Genomic DNA, 14,814 nt, shown 5'->3' with positions numbered 1-14,814 from the left:
GTGGTCGCTTGCAGTATAAACAGCTGCTGACATATGGCGAATCAATTCTCCCCGATCGCTGTAGGAGCGAGCTTGCTCGCGATGGTCGTCAACGATAACGCGTGCGTCCTGATTAATCGCGGTGTCTCGACGTTCTTCGCGAGCAAGCTCGCTCCTACAGGATATGTGGGCAATAAAAGGAGTGTGCCGTGCTTGCGACGGCTTTGGTGTTGGTGGCGGCGTTGTTGCATGCGGCGTGGAATACGCTGATCAAGTTCAGCGCTGAACGTTTGTTGGTCGTGGCCTGCATGGACAGCGTGGCGATGTTGTTTGTCGCGCTGATGCTGCCGTTCGTGGCGTTGCCGCCGATTGAAATCTGGCCGTGGATCCTGGCGTCGGCGGCGTTCGAATTGCTTTATCGCTATCTGCTGATCCAGGCCTATCGGGTCGGTGACCTGGGGTTGGTCTATCCGTTGATGCGCGGCCTGTCGCCCCTGGTGGTGCTGGCCCTGACGCTGATCTTCGCCGGAGAGGTGCTGACCCATCAGCAGATCTTCGGCATCCTGCTGATCCCGTTCGGCATGCTGTGCCTGCTGTGGCAGGGCGGTGGCGGGGCGCGTCTGCCCTGGTCGATGCTGCCGGTGGTGGCGCTGATCGGTCTGTGCATCGGCTGCTACACCTTCATCGATGGCCAGGCGTTGCGGCGCTGGTCGCATCCGCTGGATTACCTGGTCTGGGTCACGCTGCTCAGCGCCTGGCCGTTTCCGTTGCTGGCGCTGGTGCGCAAGCGCCCGGCGTTCATGCTGTTCTGGCGTGAACAGTGGCGGTTGGGGCTGGCGGTCGGGTTCTGCGTATTGTTCAGCTACGCTCTGGTGCTGTGGGCGATGCAGCTGGGTTCGATTGCCGAAGCGGCGGCGCTGCGTGAGATCAGCGTGATCCTGGTAGTACTGTTCGGCATGCGCTATCTGAAAGAACCTTTCGGCCGGCCACGGCTCTTAGCCTGTGGACTGGTGCTGATCGGCATGCTGGTGATGAAGTTTTGAGCGGAATACGGTTTTTTAACTTGAAGAAAGGGACTGCGATATGACGGTTGCTCTGTGGTGCATTTTGATCGCGATCTTCCTGCCTTATCTCTGCGTGGGCATTGCCAAGGCCAGTGGCCGTTTTGGACTGAAAGACAACCATGATCCTCGGGACTTTCTCGAGTCGCTGAATGGCTTGGGCCGACGTGCCTATGCGGCACAACTCAACAGCTTCGAAGTGACCCCGGCGTTCGCGGCGGCGGTGATTGTGGCCCACCTGGCCGGCAACGCCGAGCTGGTGACGATCAATGTGCTGGCGGTGTTGTTCATCACCAGTCGTCTGCTTTACATCATTTGCTACCTGGCGGACTGGGCGATTCTGCGGTCGTTGGTGTGGTTTGTGGGGATGGGGTTGATCGTGAGTTTCTTTGTGGTGTCTGTCTGACGGATGCGCAGTGCAAGTGATGGAATATTCGCGAGCAGGCTCGCTCCCACAGGGAAATGCATTCCAATGTAGGGGTGAGCCGGCTCCGGGCGGCGTTCCGACGATAGCTATTTACCTGTCGCCACGGTAATCAAGGATTGGTTTTAACTGCATCCGCCACCTGAGGCACTTGCGGCAATGCCGCGCCTTTAGGCCACAACATCCAGATCTGCCCCTGTTGTTTCATGTCGCCCGCCAATTGTCCCGCCGCTTCACCGGTGCCCCAGAACAAATCCGCGCGCACTTCGCCGGCAATCGCGCCGCCAGTGTCCTGGGCCGCCACTGGACGAACCAGCGCCGTCCCGTCGGGTTTGGTCGTCGATAACCACAACAGACTGCCCAGTGGAATAACCTTGCGATCTACTGCCGCGCTGTAACCCGCCGTCAGCGGAACGTTCAGCGAGCCGCGAGGACCTTCGTTGCTGTCCGGGTTGCGGGTGAAAAACACGTAGCTGGGGTTGCTGCCGAGCAATTCCGGAATACGCGTCGGATTGGCCTTGGCCCAGTTGCTGATCGCGCCCATGGTCACGTCTTCTTTCTTCAGCTCGCCTTGTTCCACCAGCCAGCGACCGATGGGGCGATACGGATGGCCGTTCTGGTCGGCGTAGGCGATACGCAACTGGCGACCATTGTCGAGCTGGATGCGGCCGGAACCCTGGATTTGCAGGAATTGCAGGTTCATCGGGTCGGTCAGCCACGCCACGACCGGCGCCTTGACCCCTTTGGTTTCGATGGTCGCCGCGTCGTCGTAAGGCTTGAGCACCCGACCTTCGAGCCGCCCGCGCAGGCGCTTGCCCTTGAGTTCCGGGTAAATGCTGTCCAGGGAAACGATGATCATGTCCTCGGGCACGCCGTACACCGGGATGTTCGCCACGGTCGTCTGGGTCAGGCTGCCGGGGTAGACCGGTTCGTAGTAACCGGTGATCAAGCCGTTCGGATTGTCGTTGGCGGCACGCAGGCCGTAGACGTCGAGGTTCTGTTTGAGGAAACCGCGAATGTCATTGGCGGTCTGCGGCACATTGGCGGCAGCGGCGCAGGTCGGGCCCCAGACCGCATCGGCCTTGAGCCGGGTGCAGGCGCTGCGCCATGAGCCAAAGCCCGCGACCAGGTCGCTGTCGGACACGGCCGGCAGGGCTTCCCACGTGGCGCTGGAATACGTCGCCAGCGCGTGGGTTTTCGGTTTGCTGCTGTCTCCGCCGGTGCAGCCTGCGAGCACGGCCACCATCGGGAGCGTCCACACGAGGGGGTGATGCCATGCCTTGAAACGGCTGTTCATGAAGTCATTCCTGTGCCGGTTGCCTGAGTGCTCCCTGCACTCGAACAACCCTTATTGATAATAGGGCTATTGGTCTTTCTCGGTGACGCGAGGATACTGGCCGCCGTTTCCCGTGACCTGAAGCCACCATGACTTTTAAAAGACTTTCCGTTGTATTGCTGGCCTGCCTGACGTTGTCCGCGTGCGGCGGTGTCGATCCGAACTCGCCATTGGGCCAGCGCAAGGCGATCTTCAAGCAAATGCTCAAGACCGGTGAAGACCTGGGCGGCATGTTGCGCGGCCGCATTGCGTTCGACGGTGCGAAATTCGCGGATGGCGCGGTGAAGCTCGATGCGCTGTCCCATGAACCGTGGAAACATTTCCCGCAGGTGCGCGAAGAAGATCACACCAGCGCCAAGGACGATGTCTGGCAGAAGCAGGCACGCTTTCAGGAAATGGCCCGCACCCTTGAGTCCGCCACCGGTGAGCTGGTGGTTGCCAGCAAGGTTCAGCCTTACAAGGCCAGTAACCTGGGGCCGGCGGTGCAGAAAGTCGAGGATGCCTGCAGTGCGTGCCATAAGGAATTTCGGGATCATTGATTTGCAGCGCTCTTGTTGACGCTTTCGCGAGCAGGCTCGCTCCCACATTGAAATGCCTTCACCTGTGGGAGCGAGCCTGCTCGCGAAGCTGCCTGAAGATCGCAACAGGTTCCTGACTTTTCCCTTTCTTACTTATCCAGCTCGTCGAGCGCGTCCTGCAGTTCCTTGCGCGACTCGGCCAGTTTGTCTTTACGCTTGTTGATCTTCTCGGGATCGCCTTTCTTCATGGCTTTGTCGAGATCGGCCTGGCGCTTGCTGACTTCGTGCTTGGCATCGAGGACTTTGTTTTCCCGCTCCTTCTTCAGAGAAGCGTCAGTGCAGTTGGCGGCGACTTCGCTCAGCGCCTTTTCCAGGCCGGCTTGCTGTTCTGCGTTGCCGTGGGACTTGGCCAGTTCGATCTGGTTGATGATGCCTTGTTTCTTGGCCGCACAGCCGGTCAGGCCTGGAGCCTCTTCGGCTGCCATCAGCGGAGCGGCCATCACGCTGCAAAGGGTCAGCAGGGCGAGCGGTGACAGAAATTTCATAGTAGCTCCATGTGCGAGTGCAATCGTGGCGACGGGCGTTTGAGCGCGTCGGCCCCTTGGGGTTCCCGGGTGGGCAAGCCATCGCGATCACTAAAAACCGTCGATCCCTGCCGCACGTAATTTTTCGCTCAAGGCCAGGACCTGCGGGTCGCGGAAAAAAGCGCTCAATTGCGCAGCGCGTCCCGGGCCGATACCAGCCTCGGCTTGCCATTGTTCGGTGTTTCGTTGTGCCAGTTCCTGCCATGAATCAGCCAGTCTTGCCTGTCCGGTCGGCGGTAAACCCAGGGCTTTGAGCCAGTGAGTGAACGGGCGTTGGCGGGCACTCTGGAAACTGTTTGAAAGACGAGCACTGCTGCGTTCGCCGAAGCCGTTAATGTTAGCAAGCTCTTGAGCGTCGAGGGTCAACCAATCCAGCAGGCCATTCAGATGGCCTGTTTCGAAAAGTTTCTCCCAGGTGCCAGGACCGACGTGAGGCAATGCCAGCCCCTGTCTGCCGCTGAGCCAGGACAGCCGCGCTAGAAACTGGCTTTCGCATCCCGCCGTCGGCTGCCAGCAACTCAAGGGATGATAGTCGGCGGCAGACGGTGCGTTCAGTTCGACACGTTCGGCGGCGCGCAGAACGACGTCGTCGAGCCGAGGAATGGTCAGCCCGGCCAGGCTGATGGACACCTGGTCTCCGGGACGGATATCAAGTTCCTCCCAGCGCCGCAGTGAACTCACGCTGACGCGCTTGATCTGCCGGTCATCGAGCGTCACCGGTTTCAGTTCCAGTACAGGCGTTATCCTTCCGGTCCGGCCTACCTTGAAGTCGACTTTCCGCACCTCGGCCAGCGCTTTGGCAAAAGGGTATTTCCACGCGACGGCCCAGTAGGGTGCTTTCGCCTGCCAGCGTTCGGCCGAGGGACGTGCGCTTTGGCGCAGGACTACGCCGTCGCTGGCGAAGGGTAGCGGCGTGCGATACCAGTGCTCGCGCCAGCGTTCGGCATCGGCGAGCGTCTGGATCGGCTGGCTGTACGGCGCGACGCTCGGCAGGCCCAGTTCATCCAGAGCAGCGTTGCGCGCAGACAAGTTCACCGGGCCTTGCGGCCAGTCCCAGACGAACAAACCAATACCGGCGGCTTGCGCGGGAGCGAGCTCCCTGCGAGCCATCAAGCCCGCGACCGTGGCTCGGGCATTGAGGCTGCCGGCCTTGGCTTGCGCATGATCGGTCAGGCGCCAGAAGAGTTCGCCTTGCACCAGCAGGTCCAGCGGTTGTGACAGTTGTCGGGGGATAGCGGGTACCTGCTGCGCCGAATTTGTCCAGTCTTGTCCGCTCAGGCCGTCACCGCGACTGATCGCCTGATCAAGCACACCCTTGCGATAAATCAGCGTCACCGCCACACCGTCGACCTTGGGTTGAATCCAGAGATCCTCTCGGCCGCGCAACCAGTGCTCCACGGCACGGCTATCGCGCAGTTTTTCCAGGCCTGTGTGAGCAATGGGGTGGGCAATTTTTCCGCCAGCCGTGCGTAATGGCTCGGGCGTCAGGCTCAAGTCAAAGCATCGGCGCCATTCGGTCAGCCGAGCGAGGGCCTGGTCATAAAGTTCGTCGGCAACCAGCGAGCGTCCATCACGGTGATAACTGTCGTCCCAGGTATCGATTTGTTTTTGCAGCGCTGTAATTTCGCCCAGGGCCCTGGCGGATGGCCAGTCCGGACAATCGGCTGCGGCTGCAGTGAGGCAAATCAAACTCAGGAGAAAAGCGGAAAACAGGCGCAGAAGCATCGTGAGCGTCCTTGCTCAAATGGAATGCTTGAAGGCTAGCCAGTATTTTTGGGCGGGCGAAGTGGGTGTTTTGCCTGGTATTTCCAGGTGGCTGGGCTGGCCCTATCGCCGGCAAGCCGGTCTCGCTCCCACATTGAAATGCATTCGTCCTGTAGGAGTGAGCCTGCTCGCGATGAGGGCGGCTCGGTCTCAAGCGAAAGACAATAAAAAGCCCCGCACGGCGAACCGTGTGGGGCTTTTGGTACCGCCGGGGAGGTCTTACAGGCCGGCAGCCGAACGCAGGTCGTCGGCGCGGTCGGTTTTTTCCCAGGTGAAAGTGGTGAAGGTGTCTTCGCCCACAGTCTTGGTCGCCGGGGTACGACCGAAGTGGCCGTACGCTGCGGTTTCCTGGTACATCGGGTGCAGCAGGTCAAGCATGGTGGTGATTGCGTATGGACGCAGGTCGAACACTTCGCGAACCAGTTTGACGATTTTGTCGTCGCTGATTTTGCCGGTGCCGAAGGTGTTCAGCGAGATCGACGTAGGCTGGGCAACACCGATCGCGTAGGAAACCTGGATCTCGCAACGCTCGGCCAGGCCGGCCGCAACGATGTTCTTGGCCACGTAACGACCGGCGTAGGCGGCCGAACGGTCAACCTTCGATGGATCCTTGCCGGAGAACGCGCCGCCGCCATGACGGGCCATGCCGCCGTAGCTGTCGACGATGATCTTGCGACCGGTCAGACCGCAGTCACCTACCGGGCCACCGATGATGAACTGGCCAGTCGGGTTGATGTGGAACTGGGTGTCCTTGGTCAGCAGTTCGGCAGGCAACACGTGCTTGACGATCAGCTCCATCACGCCTTCGCGCAGGTCTTTGTACGACACTTCAGGGTTGTGCTGGGTCGACAGTACAACGGCGTCGATACCGACAACCTTGCCGCCTTCGTAACGGCAAGTCACTTGCGACTTGGCGTCCGGGCGCAGCCAAGGCAGCAGGCCGGATTTACGGGCTTCGGCCTGGCGCTGAACCAGCTGGTGCGAGAAGGTGATAGGTGCTGGCATCAGCACGTCGGTTTCGTTGCTGGCGTAGCCAAACATCAGGCCCTGGTCGCCGGCGCCCTGATCTTCAGGCTTGGCACGGTCAACACCCTGGTTGATGTCAGGGGACTGCTTGCCGATGATGTTCATCACGCCGCAAGTAGCGCCGTCGAAGCCGACGTCGGAGCTGTTATAGCCGATGTCGAGAATCACGTTACGCACGATCTCTTCCAGATCGACCCAGGCCGACGTGGTGACTTCACCTGCGATGATTGCCACGCCGGTTTTTACCAAAGTCTCGCACGCCACACGGGCGAACTTGTCTTCAGCGATGATGGCGTCCAGCACCGCATCGGAAATCTGGTCGGCGATTTTGTCCGGATGCCCTTCGGACACGGACTCGGAGGTGAAGAGGGAGTATTCGCTCATCTCGATTTTTTCCTGAATTTACCGATGGTGAGTGTCGCCAGTCGGTCGCTGAAAGTGGCGGACCTGGATCTGGAAACCATTACGTAAGCCTACATAGAGGCTTTCCCCGGGAACGAGTCCCGCAGCGGTGGCCCAACGGGCCAAATCGTCCTGTTCAAACCCCAACCACAGATCACCGCAGGCCTCCCTGGCCCAACTCTGGTTGTGGCTACATAACTCTGTCACGAGCAGGCTACCGCCTGGTTGCAGCAAATCGGCCATGTGCCTGAGCGCATCGGCCGGCGCGGCAAAGTGGTGCAGCACCATGTTCAGTACAACGCAGTCGGCCTTGAGGCTGACGCCATTCAATGCATCGGCCAGTTGCAGGCTGACGTTAGCCAGCGTTTCACGTTCGCAGACCTGACGCGCCAGCTCGAGCATCGCCGGGCTGTTGTCCAGCGCGGTGACGTGAGTGAAGCGGTGCGCCAGTTCCGGCAGAAAAGCACCGTCGCCAGGGCCGACTTCGATGGCCGTGGCACCTTCACTGAAACTCAGTTTGTCGAGCAGGGCCACCACGCTTTCGCGGTACTGCGGCAGGCCGGCAATCAGGTCCTGCTGGGCGCGAAACTTCTCCGCGACCCGTGAGAAAAAGTCCTGGCTGGCCGCCGCGCGTTGCCCATGGACCTGACCGATCCGCGACTGCACATCGGCAGGCAGGGTCAGGTTGTCCACTTCTTCGAGCAACGCGGCGTGCAACTTGCCGCCGAGCAGCTCGGTGTGGGGCAGGGCGCGGCGGTAGAAAATCGCGTTGCCTTCACGGCGTGTCGCCACCAGGTCGGCCTGGGCCAGTACCTTGAGGTGATGACTCATGCCTGACTGACCAATACCGAAGATCTGCGCCAGTTCCAGCACGCCAAACGAATCGTTGGCCAGTGCGCGCAATACATTCAGTCGCAGAGGATCACCGCCGGCCTTGCACAGGGCCGCCAGCTCGTCGCAATCATCATGTTGAATGGAAGGCACGCGTAAATTCATAGGGCCAGCAGTCTAGTGATGCTCCGAAAGCATCGCAAGAGCAATATCAAAAAGTTTTGATATTGCTCGATAGATGGCACTTCTCGGCGTTTGATTCACTCTACAAACGAACAGCGGAAAGGTTTCACCAACCGAAACCGTCTTTATCCATTGGAAAAACGCCTTCAGATGACTATCTGTCATTGCCCCGAGGCGGGTGGGTGAGGGAAAATGCTCGCCTTTTTTCCGTTTCGTTTTATTCAAACCCTAGGAGATCAGCGATGCCCAGCCGTCGTGAGCGTGCCAACGCCATTCGTGCCCTCAGCATGGATGCCGTGCAAAAAGCCAACAGCGGCCATCCCGGTGCCCCGATGGGTATGGCGGATATCGCCGAAGTACTGTGGCGTGACTACCTGAAGCACAACCCGAGCAATCCATCGTTCGCCGACCGTGACCGCTTCGTGCTGTCCAACGGCCATGGCTCGATGCTGATCTACTCGCTGCTGCACCTGACCGGCTACGACCTGTCGATCGATGACCTGAAGCAATTCCGCCAACTGCACAGCCGCACCCCGGGTCACCCGGAGCTCGGCTACACCCCGGGCGTTGAAACCACCACCGGTCCGTTGGGCCAGGGTCTGGCCAACGCCGTGGGTTTTGCCCTGGCTGAAAAAGTCCTGGCGGCGCAGTTCAACCGTCCAGGCCACAACATCGTCGACCACCACACCTACGTGTTCCTGGGTGATGGCTGCATGATGGAAGGCATTTCCCACGAAGTCGGCTCGCTCGCCGGTACTTTGGGCCTGGGCAAGCTGATCGCCTTCTATGATGACAACGGCATCTCCATCGACGGCGAAGTCGAAGGCTGGTTCACCGACGACACCCCGAAGCGTTTCGAAGCCTACAACTGGCAGGTGATCCGCAACGTCGACGGTCACGACCCTGAAGAGATCAAGACCGCCATCGAGACTGCCCGCAAAAGCGCGCAGCCAACCCTGATCTGCTGCAAGACCACCATCGGTTTCGGTTCGCCGAACAAGCAAGGCAAGGAAGACTGCCACGGCGCCCCGTTGGGTGACGCGGAAATCGCCCTGACCCGTGCTGCGCTGAAGTGGAACCACGGCCCGTTCGAAATCCCGGCTGACATTTATGCCGAGTGGGACGCCAAGGAAGCCGGCCGCGCCGCCGAAGCCGAGTGGGATCAGCGTTTCGCTGCCTACTCTGCCGCTTTCCCAACCGAAGCCAATGAGCTGATCCGTCGCCTGAGCGGCGATCTGCCTGCCGACTTCGCCGAGAAGGCCGATGCCTACATCGCTGAAGTGGCGGCCAAAGGCGAAACCATCGCCAGCCGTAAAGCCAGCCAGAACGCCCTGAACGCATTCGGCCCGCTGCTGCCTGAGTTCCTCGGCGGCTCCGCTGACCTCGCCGGCTCCAACCTGACCCTGTGGAAAGGCTGCAAAGGCGTCACGGCTGAAGACGCCAGCGGCAACTACATGTACTACGGCGTGCGCGAGTTCGGCATGACCGCCATCATGAACGGCGTTGCCCTGCACGGCGGCCTGGTGCCTTACGGCGCGACCTTCCTGATGTTCATGGAATACGCCCGCAACGCGGTGCGCATGTCGGCCCTGATGAAGCAGCGCGTGATCCACGTCTACACCCACGACTCCATCGGTCTGGGCGAAGACGGTCCGACTCACCAGCCTATCGAGCAACTGGCCAGCCTGCGCTGCACGCCGAACCTCGACACCTGGCGTCCAGCCGACGCCGTGGAATCGGCAGTGAGCTGGAAGTACGCACTGGAGCGCAAGGACGGTCCGTCGGCCCTGATCTTCTCGCGTCAGAACCTGCAGCACCAAACCCGCAATGCTCTGCAGATCGCCGACATCAGCCGTGGCGGCTACGTGTTGAAGGATTGCGCAGGCGAGCCTGAGCTGATCCTGATCGCCACCGGTTCCGAAGTCGGCCTGGCGGTTCAGGCTTACGACAAGCTGACCGAACAGGGTCGCAACGTGCGCGTCGTCTCGATGCCGTGCACCAGCGTGTTCGATGCCCAGGACGCCGGCTACAAGCAAGCGGTCCTGCCGTTGCAGGTCAGCGCGCGTATCGCCATCGAAGCCGCTCACGCGGACTACTGGTACAAGTACGTGGGCCTGGAAGGCCGCGTCATCGGCATGACCACCTACGGTGAGTCGGCGCCGGCGCCAGCGTTGTTCGAAGAGTTCGGCTTCACCCTGGAAAACATCCTGGGTCAGGCTGAAGAGCTGCTGGAAGACTAAGCACGACGCGGTGGTCTCATGACCACCGCGAACTCCTGTAGGAGCGAGCCTGCTCGCGATGGTCGTTAACGATAACGCTGGCTATCTGGATAAATGCGTCGTCCTTAAGTCCATCGCGAGCAGGCTCGCTCCTACCAGGGGTGTGCCGTACTTGCGCCTTAATCGAGAACCCCCATGCCTCAACCGCGTCCCTACAAAGTTGCACTCAACGGCTACGGCCGGATTGGTCGTTGCGTCTTGCGTGCGTTGTTCGAGCGAGGCGAGAAGGCCGGGTTCGAGATTGTCGCGATCAACGATCTGGCGGACATGGCCAGTATCGAATACCTGACACGCTTCGACTCCACGCATGGGCGTTTTCCCGGCGAAGTGAAAGTCGACGGCGACTGTCTGCATATTAATGGCGACTGCGTGAAGGTCCTGCGCAGTGCCACCCCCGAAGGCATCGATTGGGCGTCGCTGGACGTCGATCTGGTGCTGGAGTGCTCCGGCGCTTACCACACCCGTGAAGATGGCCAGCGATTCCTCGACGCCGGCGCGCCGCGTGTGCTGTTCTCCCAGCCGATGGCCAGCGAGGCGGATGTCGACGCCACCATCGTCTACGGCGTGAACCAGGATTGCCTGAGCGGCGACGAGTTGCTGGTGTCCAACGCGTCCTGCACCACCAACTGCGGCGTGCCGCTGTTGCGCCTGCTGGACCAGGCCATCGGTCTGGAATACGTGTCGATCACCACTATCCACTCGGCGATGAACGATCAGCCGGTGATCGACGCCTATCATCATGAAGATCTGCGCCGCACCCGTTCGGCGTTCCAGTCGGTGATCCCGGTGTCCACTGGTCTGGCGCGCGGCATCGAACGCCTGCTGCCGGAACTTGCCGGGCGAATTCAGGCCAAAGCCGTGCGGGTGCCGACGGTGAACGTGTCTTGCCTCGATATCACGATGCAGACCGTCAGCGACACCGACGCCACCGAGGTCAACCGGATTCTGCGCGAGGCGGCCACCAGCGGCCCGCTCAAAGGCCTGCTGGCCTACACCGAGTTGCCTCACGCAAGCTGTGATTTCAACCATGACCCACATTCGGCGATCGTCGATGCCAGTCAGACCCGAGTTTCCGGCCCGCGGCTGGTGAACATCCTGGCCTGGTTCGACAACGAATGGGGTTTTGCCAACCGAATGCTGGACGTTGCAGAACACTATCTGCAAACAGCAACTTCAAAAAAACCGTAGGAAGTGCGACCCATGACCGTGTTGAAGATGTCCGACCTCGATCTGCAAGGTAAGCGCGTATTGATCCGCGAAGACCTCAACGTCCCAGTCAAGGACGGTGTTGTCACCAGCGATGCGCGAATCCTGGCCTCGCTGCCGACCATCAAGCTGGCCCTGGAAAAAGGCGCGGCCGTGATGGTCTGCTCGCACCTTGGCCGTCCGACCGAAGGCGAGTTCTCGGCCGAGAACAGCCTCAAGCCTGTCGCTGACTACCTGAGCAAGGCCCTGGGCCGCGAAGTGCCGCTGGTCGCCGATTACCTGGGCGGCGTCGACGTCAAGGCCGGCGACATCGTCCTGTTCGAAAACGTGCGCTTCAACAAGGGCGAGAAAAAGAACGCTGACGAATTGGCCCAGCAATATGCCGCCCTGTGCGACGTGTTCGTGATGGACGCCTTCGGTACCGCTCACCGTGCCGAGGGTTCGACCCACGGCGTGGCCAAGTTCGCCAAAGTCGCGGCCGCTGGCCCGCTGCTGGCTGCTGAACTGGACGCACTGGGCAAAGCTCTGGGTTCGCCGGCTCAACCAATGGCCGCTATCGTTGCCGGTTCCAAGGTATCGACCAAACTCGACGTGTTGAACAGCCTGAGCCAGATCTGCAACCAGCTGATCGTCGGCGGCGGCATTGCCAACACCTTCCTGGCGGCCGCCGGTCACCCGGTCGGCAAATCCCTGTACGAGCCGGACCTGCTGGACACCGCTCGCGAAATCGCCGCGAAAGTCAGCGTGCCGCTGCCGGTCGACGTCGTTGTTGCCAAGGAATTCGCTGAAAGCGCGACCGCCACCGTCAAGCTGATCGCCGATGTGGCGGCCGACGACATGATCCTGGACATCGGCCCACAGACCGCGGCGAATTTCGCCGAGCTGCTGAAGTCGTCCAAGACCATCCTGTGGAACGGCCCGGTCGGCGTGTTCGAGTTCGACCAGTTCGGTAACGGCACCAAAGTGCTGGCCCAGGCCATCGCTGAAAGCCCGGCATTCTCCATCGCGGGCGGCGGCGACACCCTGGCGGCCATCGACAAATATGGCGTTGCCGAGCAGATCTCCTACATTTCCACCGGCGGCGGCGCGTTCCTCGAGTTCGTCGAAGGCAAAGTGCTGCCAGCGGTAGAAGTCCTGGAAAGCCGGGCCAAGGCCTGAGGTCGCTGATTTGACCAGGCAAGGGAGTGTTCAGATGGTCAAGATGCTTGTGCTGTTGATCGTTGCGGGTTCGCTGGCGGCTTGCGGGAGTAACCCGAAAGCCCAGCCGGAACCTGCCCCGCAAACCGTGGAAAAGAGCTGCTACCAGGCTGACTGGCAGGCGGAAACCAACCCGGTGCTCAACAAGCGTTCAGGGCCGGATGGCCTGGACAAATACGAAACGCAGACACCCGCCAAGGAACATGGTTGCCCTTGACGGGTCTGACTCCTTACTCAGGGCCGGCGGCGTGTGCTGTCGGTCGAGGAACACGGATGAAAGGTTTTATCGCCATTACGGCGCTGGCACTGCTGGCAGGTTGCTCGAATTTCAACCTGTTCAAGCCGGCCGAAACGACGGACAGCTGGACGACCTGGACGTGTGACAGCCAGGCCAAAGTGGTCTGGCGCTACACCGACGACAGCCGCAAGGCCGTCGATGTGCGCCTCGGCGGGGCCGATCAGGTTTATCGCCTGAAGCTTGAGCCGGGCGCCGAAGGTTCGCTGTACAGCAACGACATGCTGGCGTTTCACGTAAAAGGTGAGGAAGGCCTGGTTTACTGGGTCGCCACCAACGATTTGATCGGCCGCGGATGTAAAGCCGAATAACAACGGCCGACGCAAACTCTGTAGGAGCTGGCTTGCCGGCGATGAGGCCCTTGAGGTGTGTGGTGTCTGTGCGGACGCCATCGCCGGCAAGCCGGCTCCTACAGGTGCTGTGTCGCCTGTGAAAGCATTACCGTATTGGCAGGCAGGGCCAACCCCCGATCTGCAAAAACTTGAATAGCCGCCGCCGCTCCGGCAGGCTGGCACGATTAACGACCCAAACCGGGAGAGACACACACAATGGCACTTATCAGCATGCGCCAGATGCTGGACCACGCAGCCGAGTTCGGCTACGGCGTTCCAGCCTTCAACGTCAACAACCTTGAGCAGATGCGCGCCATCATGGAAGCCGCTGACAAGACTGACTCCCCGGTGATCGTCCAGGCTTCGGCCGGTGCTCGCAAATACGCCGGCGCGCCGTTCCTGCGTCACCTGATCCTCGCGGCAATCGAAGAATTCCCGCACATCCCGGTGTGCATGCACCAGGACCACGGCACCAGCCCTGACGTCTGCCAGCGTTCCATCCAACTGGGCTTCAGCTCGGTGATGATGGACGGTTCCCTGGGCGAAGACGGCAAGACCCCGACCGACTACGACTACAACGTCCGCGTGACCCAACAGACCGTGGCCATGGCTCACGCCTGCGGCGTTTCGGTAGAAGGCGAGCTGGGCTGCCTGGGTTCGCTGGAAACCGGCATGGCCGGTGAAGAAGACGGCATCGGCGCCGAAGGCGTTCTGGACCACAGCCAGATGCTGACCGACCCGGAAGAAGCTGCTGACTTCGTCAAGCGCACCCAGGTCGATGCCCTGGCCATCGCCATCGGCACCAGCCACGGCGCTTACAAGTTCACCAAGCCGCCTACCGGCGACGTGCTGGCCATCGACCGCATCAAAGAGATCCACAAGCGCATCCCGAACACCCACCTGGTGATGCACGGTTCGTCTTCGGTTCCGCAAGAGTGGCTGGCGATCATCAACCAGTACGGCGGCGACATCAAAGAAACCTACGGTGTACCGGTTGAAGAAATCGTCGAAGGCATCAAACACGGCGTGCGCAAGGTCAACATCGACACCGACCTGCGCCTGGCATCCACCGGTGCGATGCGTCGCCTGATGGCCACCAACCCGAGCGAATTCGACCCGCGTAAATTCTTCGGTGCGACCGTGACGGCGATGCGCGACGTGTGTATCGCTCGCTACGAAGCCTTCGGTACTGCCGGCAACGCTTCGAAGATCAAGCCGATCTCCCTGGAAGCGATGTACCAGCGTTACCTGAAAGGTGAGTTGAACGCCAAGGTCAATTAAGCCTCCAGCGTTTGAGTTGCACAAAAAACCCGCCGAGAGGCGGGTTTTTTATGGGCGATGACTCTTGGTTGAATGCGGTCATTGTAGGAGTGAGCCTGCTCGCTCCCACAGGTTCA

At 60.7% G+C, this 14,814-nt stretch carries 14 protein-coding genes; 9 read left to right on the top strand and 5 right to left on the bottom strand.

Features of this window, described 5'->3' with window-relative positions:
• The first annotated feature begins 188 nt into the window (after positions 1-188).
• Both ACF6ZU_RS10665 and ACF6ZU_RS10660 read left to right on the top strand, forming a co-directional pair.
• Positions 189-1,022 carry an EamA family transporter gene (locus tag ACF6ZU_RS10665; protein ID WP_253433134.1) on the top strand — a complete coding sequence of 278 codons (834 nt, stop codon included), beginning with the start codon at positions 189-191 and terminating at the stop codon, positions 1,020-1,022.
• A gap of 40 nt (positions 1,023-1,062) precedes the next feature.
• The gene (locus ACF6ZU_RS10660) at positions 1,063-1,446 is read left to right on the top strand and encodes an MAPEG family protein (RefSeq protein ID WP_392892187.1); all 384 of its coding nucleotides are present in this window, start codon (positions 1,063-1,065) and stop codon (positions 1,444-1,446) included.
• Between the two features lie 130 nt (positions 1,447-1,576).
• Here ACF6ZU_RS10660 and ACF6ZU_RS10655 read toward each other — a convergent pair whose 3' ends face one another.
• Positions 1,577-2,761 (bottom strand): murein transglycosylase A, encoded by a 1,185-nt coding sequence (locus tag ACF6ZU_RS10655; protein ID WP_392892185.1) that lies wholly within the window; start codon positions 2,759-2,761, stop codon positions 1,577-1,579.
• Positions 2,762-2,889: 128 nt separating this feature from the next.
• Here ACF6ZU_RS10655 and ACF6ZU_RS10650 point away from each other — a divergent pair, with 128 nt between their 5' ends.
• A complete protein-coding gene (locus ACF6ZU_RS10650) occupies positions 2,890-3,339 on the top strand; it encodes a c-type cytochrome (RefSeq protein ID WP_392892183.1) in 450 nt (149 codons plus the stop codon).
• A 128-nt stretch (positions 3,340-3,467) separates the two neighbouring features.
• On the opposite strand, the gene ACF6ZU_RS10645 is transcribed toward ACF6ZU_RS10650, so the two are convergent.
• The 4 genes from ACF6ZU_RS10645 to ACF6ZU_RS10630 form a co-directional block, all read right to left on the bottom strand.
• Positions 3,468-3,863, bottom strand: a complete 396-nt coding sequence (locus ACF6ZU_RS10645) for a DUF1090 domain-containing protein (protein ID WP_392892181.1) — start codon at positions 3,861-3,863, stop codon at positions 3,468-3,470.
• Positions 3,864-3,953: 90 nt separating this feature from the next.
• On the bottom strand, positions 3,954-5,627 hold the full coding sequence (gene ligB / locus ACF6ZU_RS10640) for an NAD-dependent DNA ligase LigB (RefSeq protein WP_392892179.1): 1,674 nt from the start codon (positions 5,625-5,627) through the stop codon (positions 3,954-3,956).
• 258 nt (positions 5,628-5,885) lie between these two features.
• Positions 5,886-7,076 carry a methionine adenosyltransferase gene (gene metK / locus ACF6ZU_RS10635; RefSeq protein WP_008033298.1) on the bottom strand — a complete coding sequence of 397 codons (1,191 nt, stop codon included), beginning with the start codon at positions 7,074-7,076 and terminating at the stop codon, positions 5,886-5,888.
• Positions 7,077-7,094: 18 nt separating this feature from the next.
• Positions 7,095-8,090 (bottom strand): ArsR/SmtB family transcription factor, encoded by a 996-nt coding sequence (locus ACF6ZU_RS10630; RefSeq protein WP_392892176.1) that lies wholly within the window; start codon positions 8,088-8,090, stop codon positions 7,095-7,097.
• 260 nt (positions 8,091-8,350) lie between these two features.
• Between ACF6ZU_RS10630 and tkt the strand changes: the two genes are divergently transcribed.
• From tkt to fba, 6 genes are all read left to right on the top strand, one after another.
• Complete coding sequence (gene tkt / locus ACF6ZU_RS10625) at positions 8,351-10,348, top strand: transketolase (RefSeq protein WP_392892174.1); 1,998 nt, start codon at positions 8,351-8,353, stop codon at positions 10,346-10,348.
• A 174-nt stretch (positions 10,349-10,522) separates the two neighbouring features.
• Positions 10,523-11,575: an erythrose-4-phosphate dehydrogenase gene (gene epd / locus ACF6ZU_RS10620; protein WP_392892172.1), complete on the top strand. Its 1,053-nt coding sequence runs from the start codon at positions 10,523-10,525 to the stop codon at positions 11,573-11,575.
• Between the two features lie 12 nt (positions 11,576-11,587).
• The gene (locus ACF6ZU_RS10615; protein WP_392892170.1) at positions 11,588-12,751 is read left to right on the top strand and encodes a phosphoglycerate kinase; all 1,164 of its coding nucleotides are present in this window, start codon (positions 11,588-11,590) and stop codon (positions 12,749-12,751) included.
• Between the two features lie 34 nt (positions 12,752-12,785).
• On the top strand, positions 12,786-13,007 hold the full coding sequence (locus ACF6ZU_RS10610; protein WP_392892168.1) for a hypothetical protein: 222 nt from the start codon (positions 12,786-12,788) through the stop codon (positions 13,005-13,007).
• A gap of 56 nt (positions 13,008-13,063) precedes the next feature.
• Positions 13,064-13,396, top strand: a complete 333-nt coding sequence (locus ACF6ZU_RS10605) for an MliC family protein (protein WP_392892166.1) — start codon at positions 13,064-13,066, stop codon at positions 13,394-13,396.
• A gap of 237 nt (positions 13,397-13,633) precedes the next feature.
• Positions 13,634-14,698 (top strand): class II fructose-bisphosphate aldolase, encoded by a 1,065-nt coding sequence (gene fba, locus ACF6ZU_RS10600; protein WP_008081027.1) that lies wholly within the window; start codon positions 13,634-13,636, stop codon positions 14,696-14,698.
• Positions 14,699-14,814 lie beyond the last annotated feature (116 nt).

Source organism: Pseudomonas migulae (genome assembly GCF_043225285.1).
Taxonomy (GTDB): domain Bacteria; phylum Pseudomonadota; class Gammaproteobacteria; order Pseudomonadales; family Pseudomonadaceae; genus Aquipseudomonas; species Aquipseudomonas migulae_C.
Note: the sequence above shows the minus strand (reverse complement) of the source record. Positions and strands in the feature narration are given on the sequence as shown.

What these genes read in the sequence shown, in the direction of transcription:
- ACF6ZU_RS10660 (WP_392892187.1), top strand. Translation starts at nt 1,063, where the DNA reads ATGACGGTTGCTCTGTGGTGCATTTTGATCGCGATCTTCCTGCCTTAT.
- ACF6ZU_RS10655 (WP_392892185.1), bottom strand. Translation starts at nt 2,761, where the DNA reads ATGAACAGCCGTTTCAAGGCATGGCATCACCCCCTCGTGTGGACGCTC.
- ACF6ZU_RS10650 (WP_392892183.1), top strand. Translation starts at nt 2,890, where the DNA reads ATGACTTTTAAAAGACTTTCCGTTGTATTGCTGGCCTGCCTGACGTTG.
- ACF6ZU_RS10645 (WP_392892181.1), bottom strand. Translation starts at nt 3,863, where the DNA reads ATGAAATTTCTGTCACCGCTCGCCCTGCTGACCCTTTGCAGCGTGATG.
- ligB (WP_392892179.1), bottom strand. Translation starts at nt 5,627, where the DNA reads ATGCTTCTGCGCCTGTTTTCCGCTTTTCTCCTGAGTTTGATTTGCCTC.
- metK (WP_008033298.1), bottom strand. Translation starts at nt 7,076, where the DNA reads ATGAGCGAATACTCCCTCTTCACCTCCGAGTCCGTGTCCGAAGGGCAT.
- ACF6ZU_RS10630 (WP_392892176.1), bottom strand. Translation starts at nt 8,090, where the DNA reads ATGAATTTACGCGTGCCTTCCATTCAACATGATGATTGCGACGAGCTG.
- tkt (WP_392892174.1), top strand. Translation starts at nt 8,351, where the DNA reads ATGCCCAGCCGTCGTGAGCGTGCCAACGCCATTCGTGCCCTCAGCATG.
- epd (WP_392892172.1), top strand. Translation starts at nt 10,523, where the DNA reads ATGCCTCAACCGCGTCCCTACAAAGTTGCACTCAACGGCTACGGCCGG.
- ACF6ZU_RS10615 (WP_392892170.1), top strand. Translation starts at nt 11,588, where the DNA reads ATGACCGTGTTGAAGATGTCCGACCTCGATCTGCAAGGTAAGCGCGTA.
- ACF6ZU_RS10610 (WP_392892168.1), top strand. Translation starts at nt 12,786, where the DNA reads ATGGTCAAGATGCTTGTGCTGTTGATCGTTGCGGGTTCGCTGGCGGCT.
- ACF6ZU_RS10605 (WP_392892166.1), top strand. Translation starts at nt 13,064, where the DNA reads ATGAAAGGTTTTATCGCCATTACGGCGCTGGCACTGCTGGCAGGTTGC.
- fba (WP_008081027.1), top strand. Translation starts at nt 13,634, where the DNA reads ATGGCACTTATCAGCATGCGCCAGATGCTGGACCACGCAGCCGAGTTC.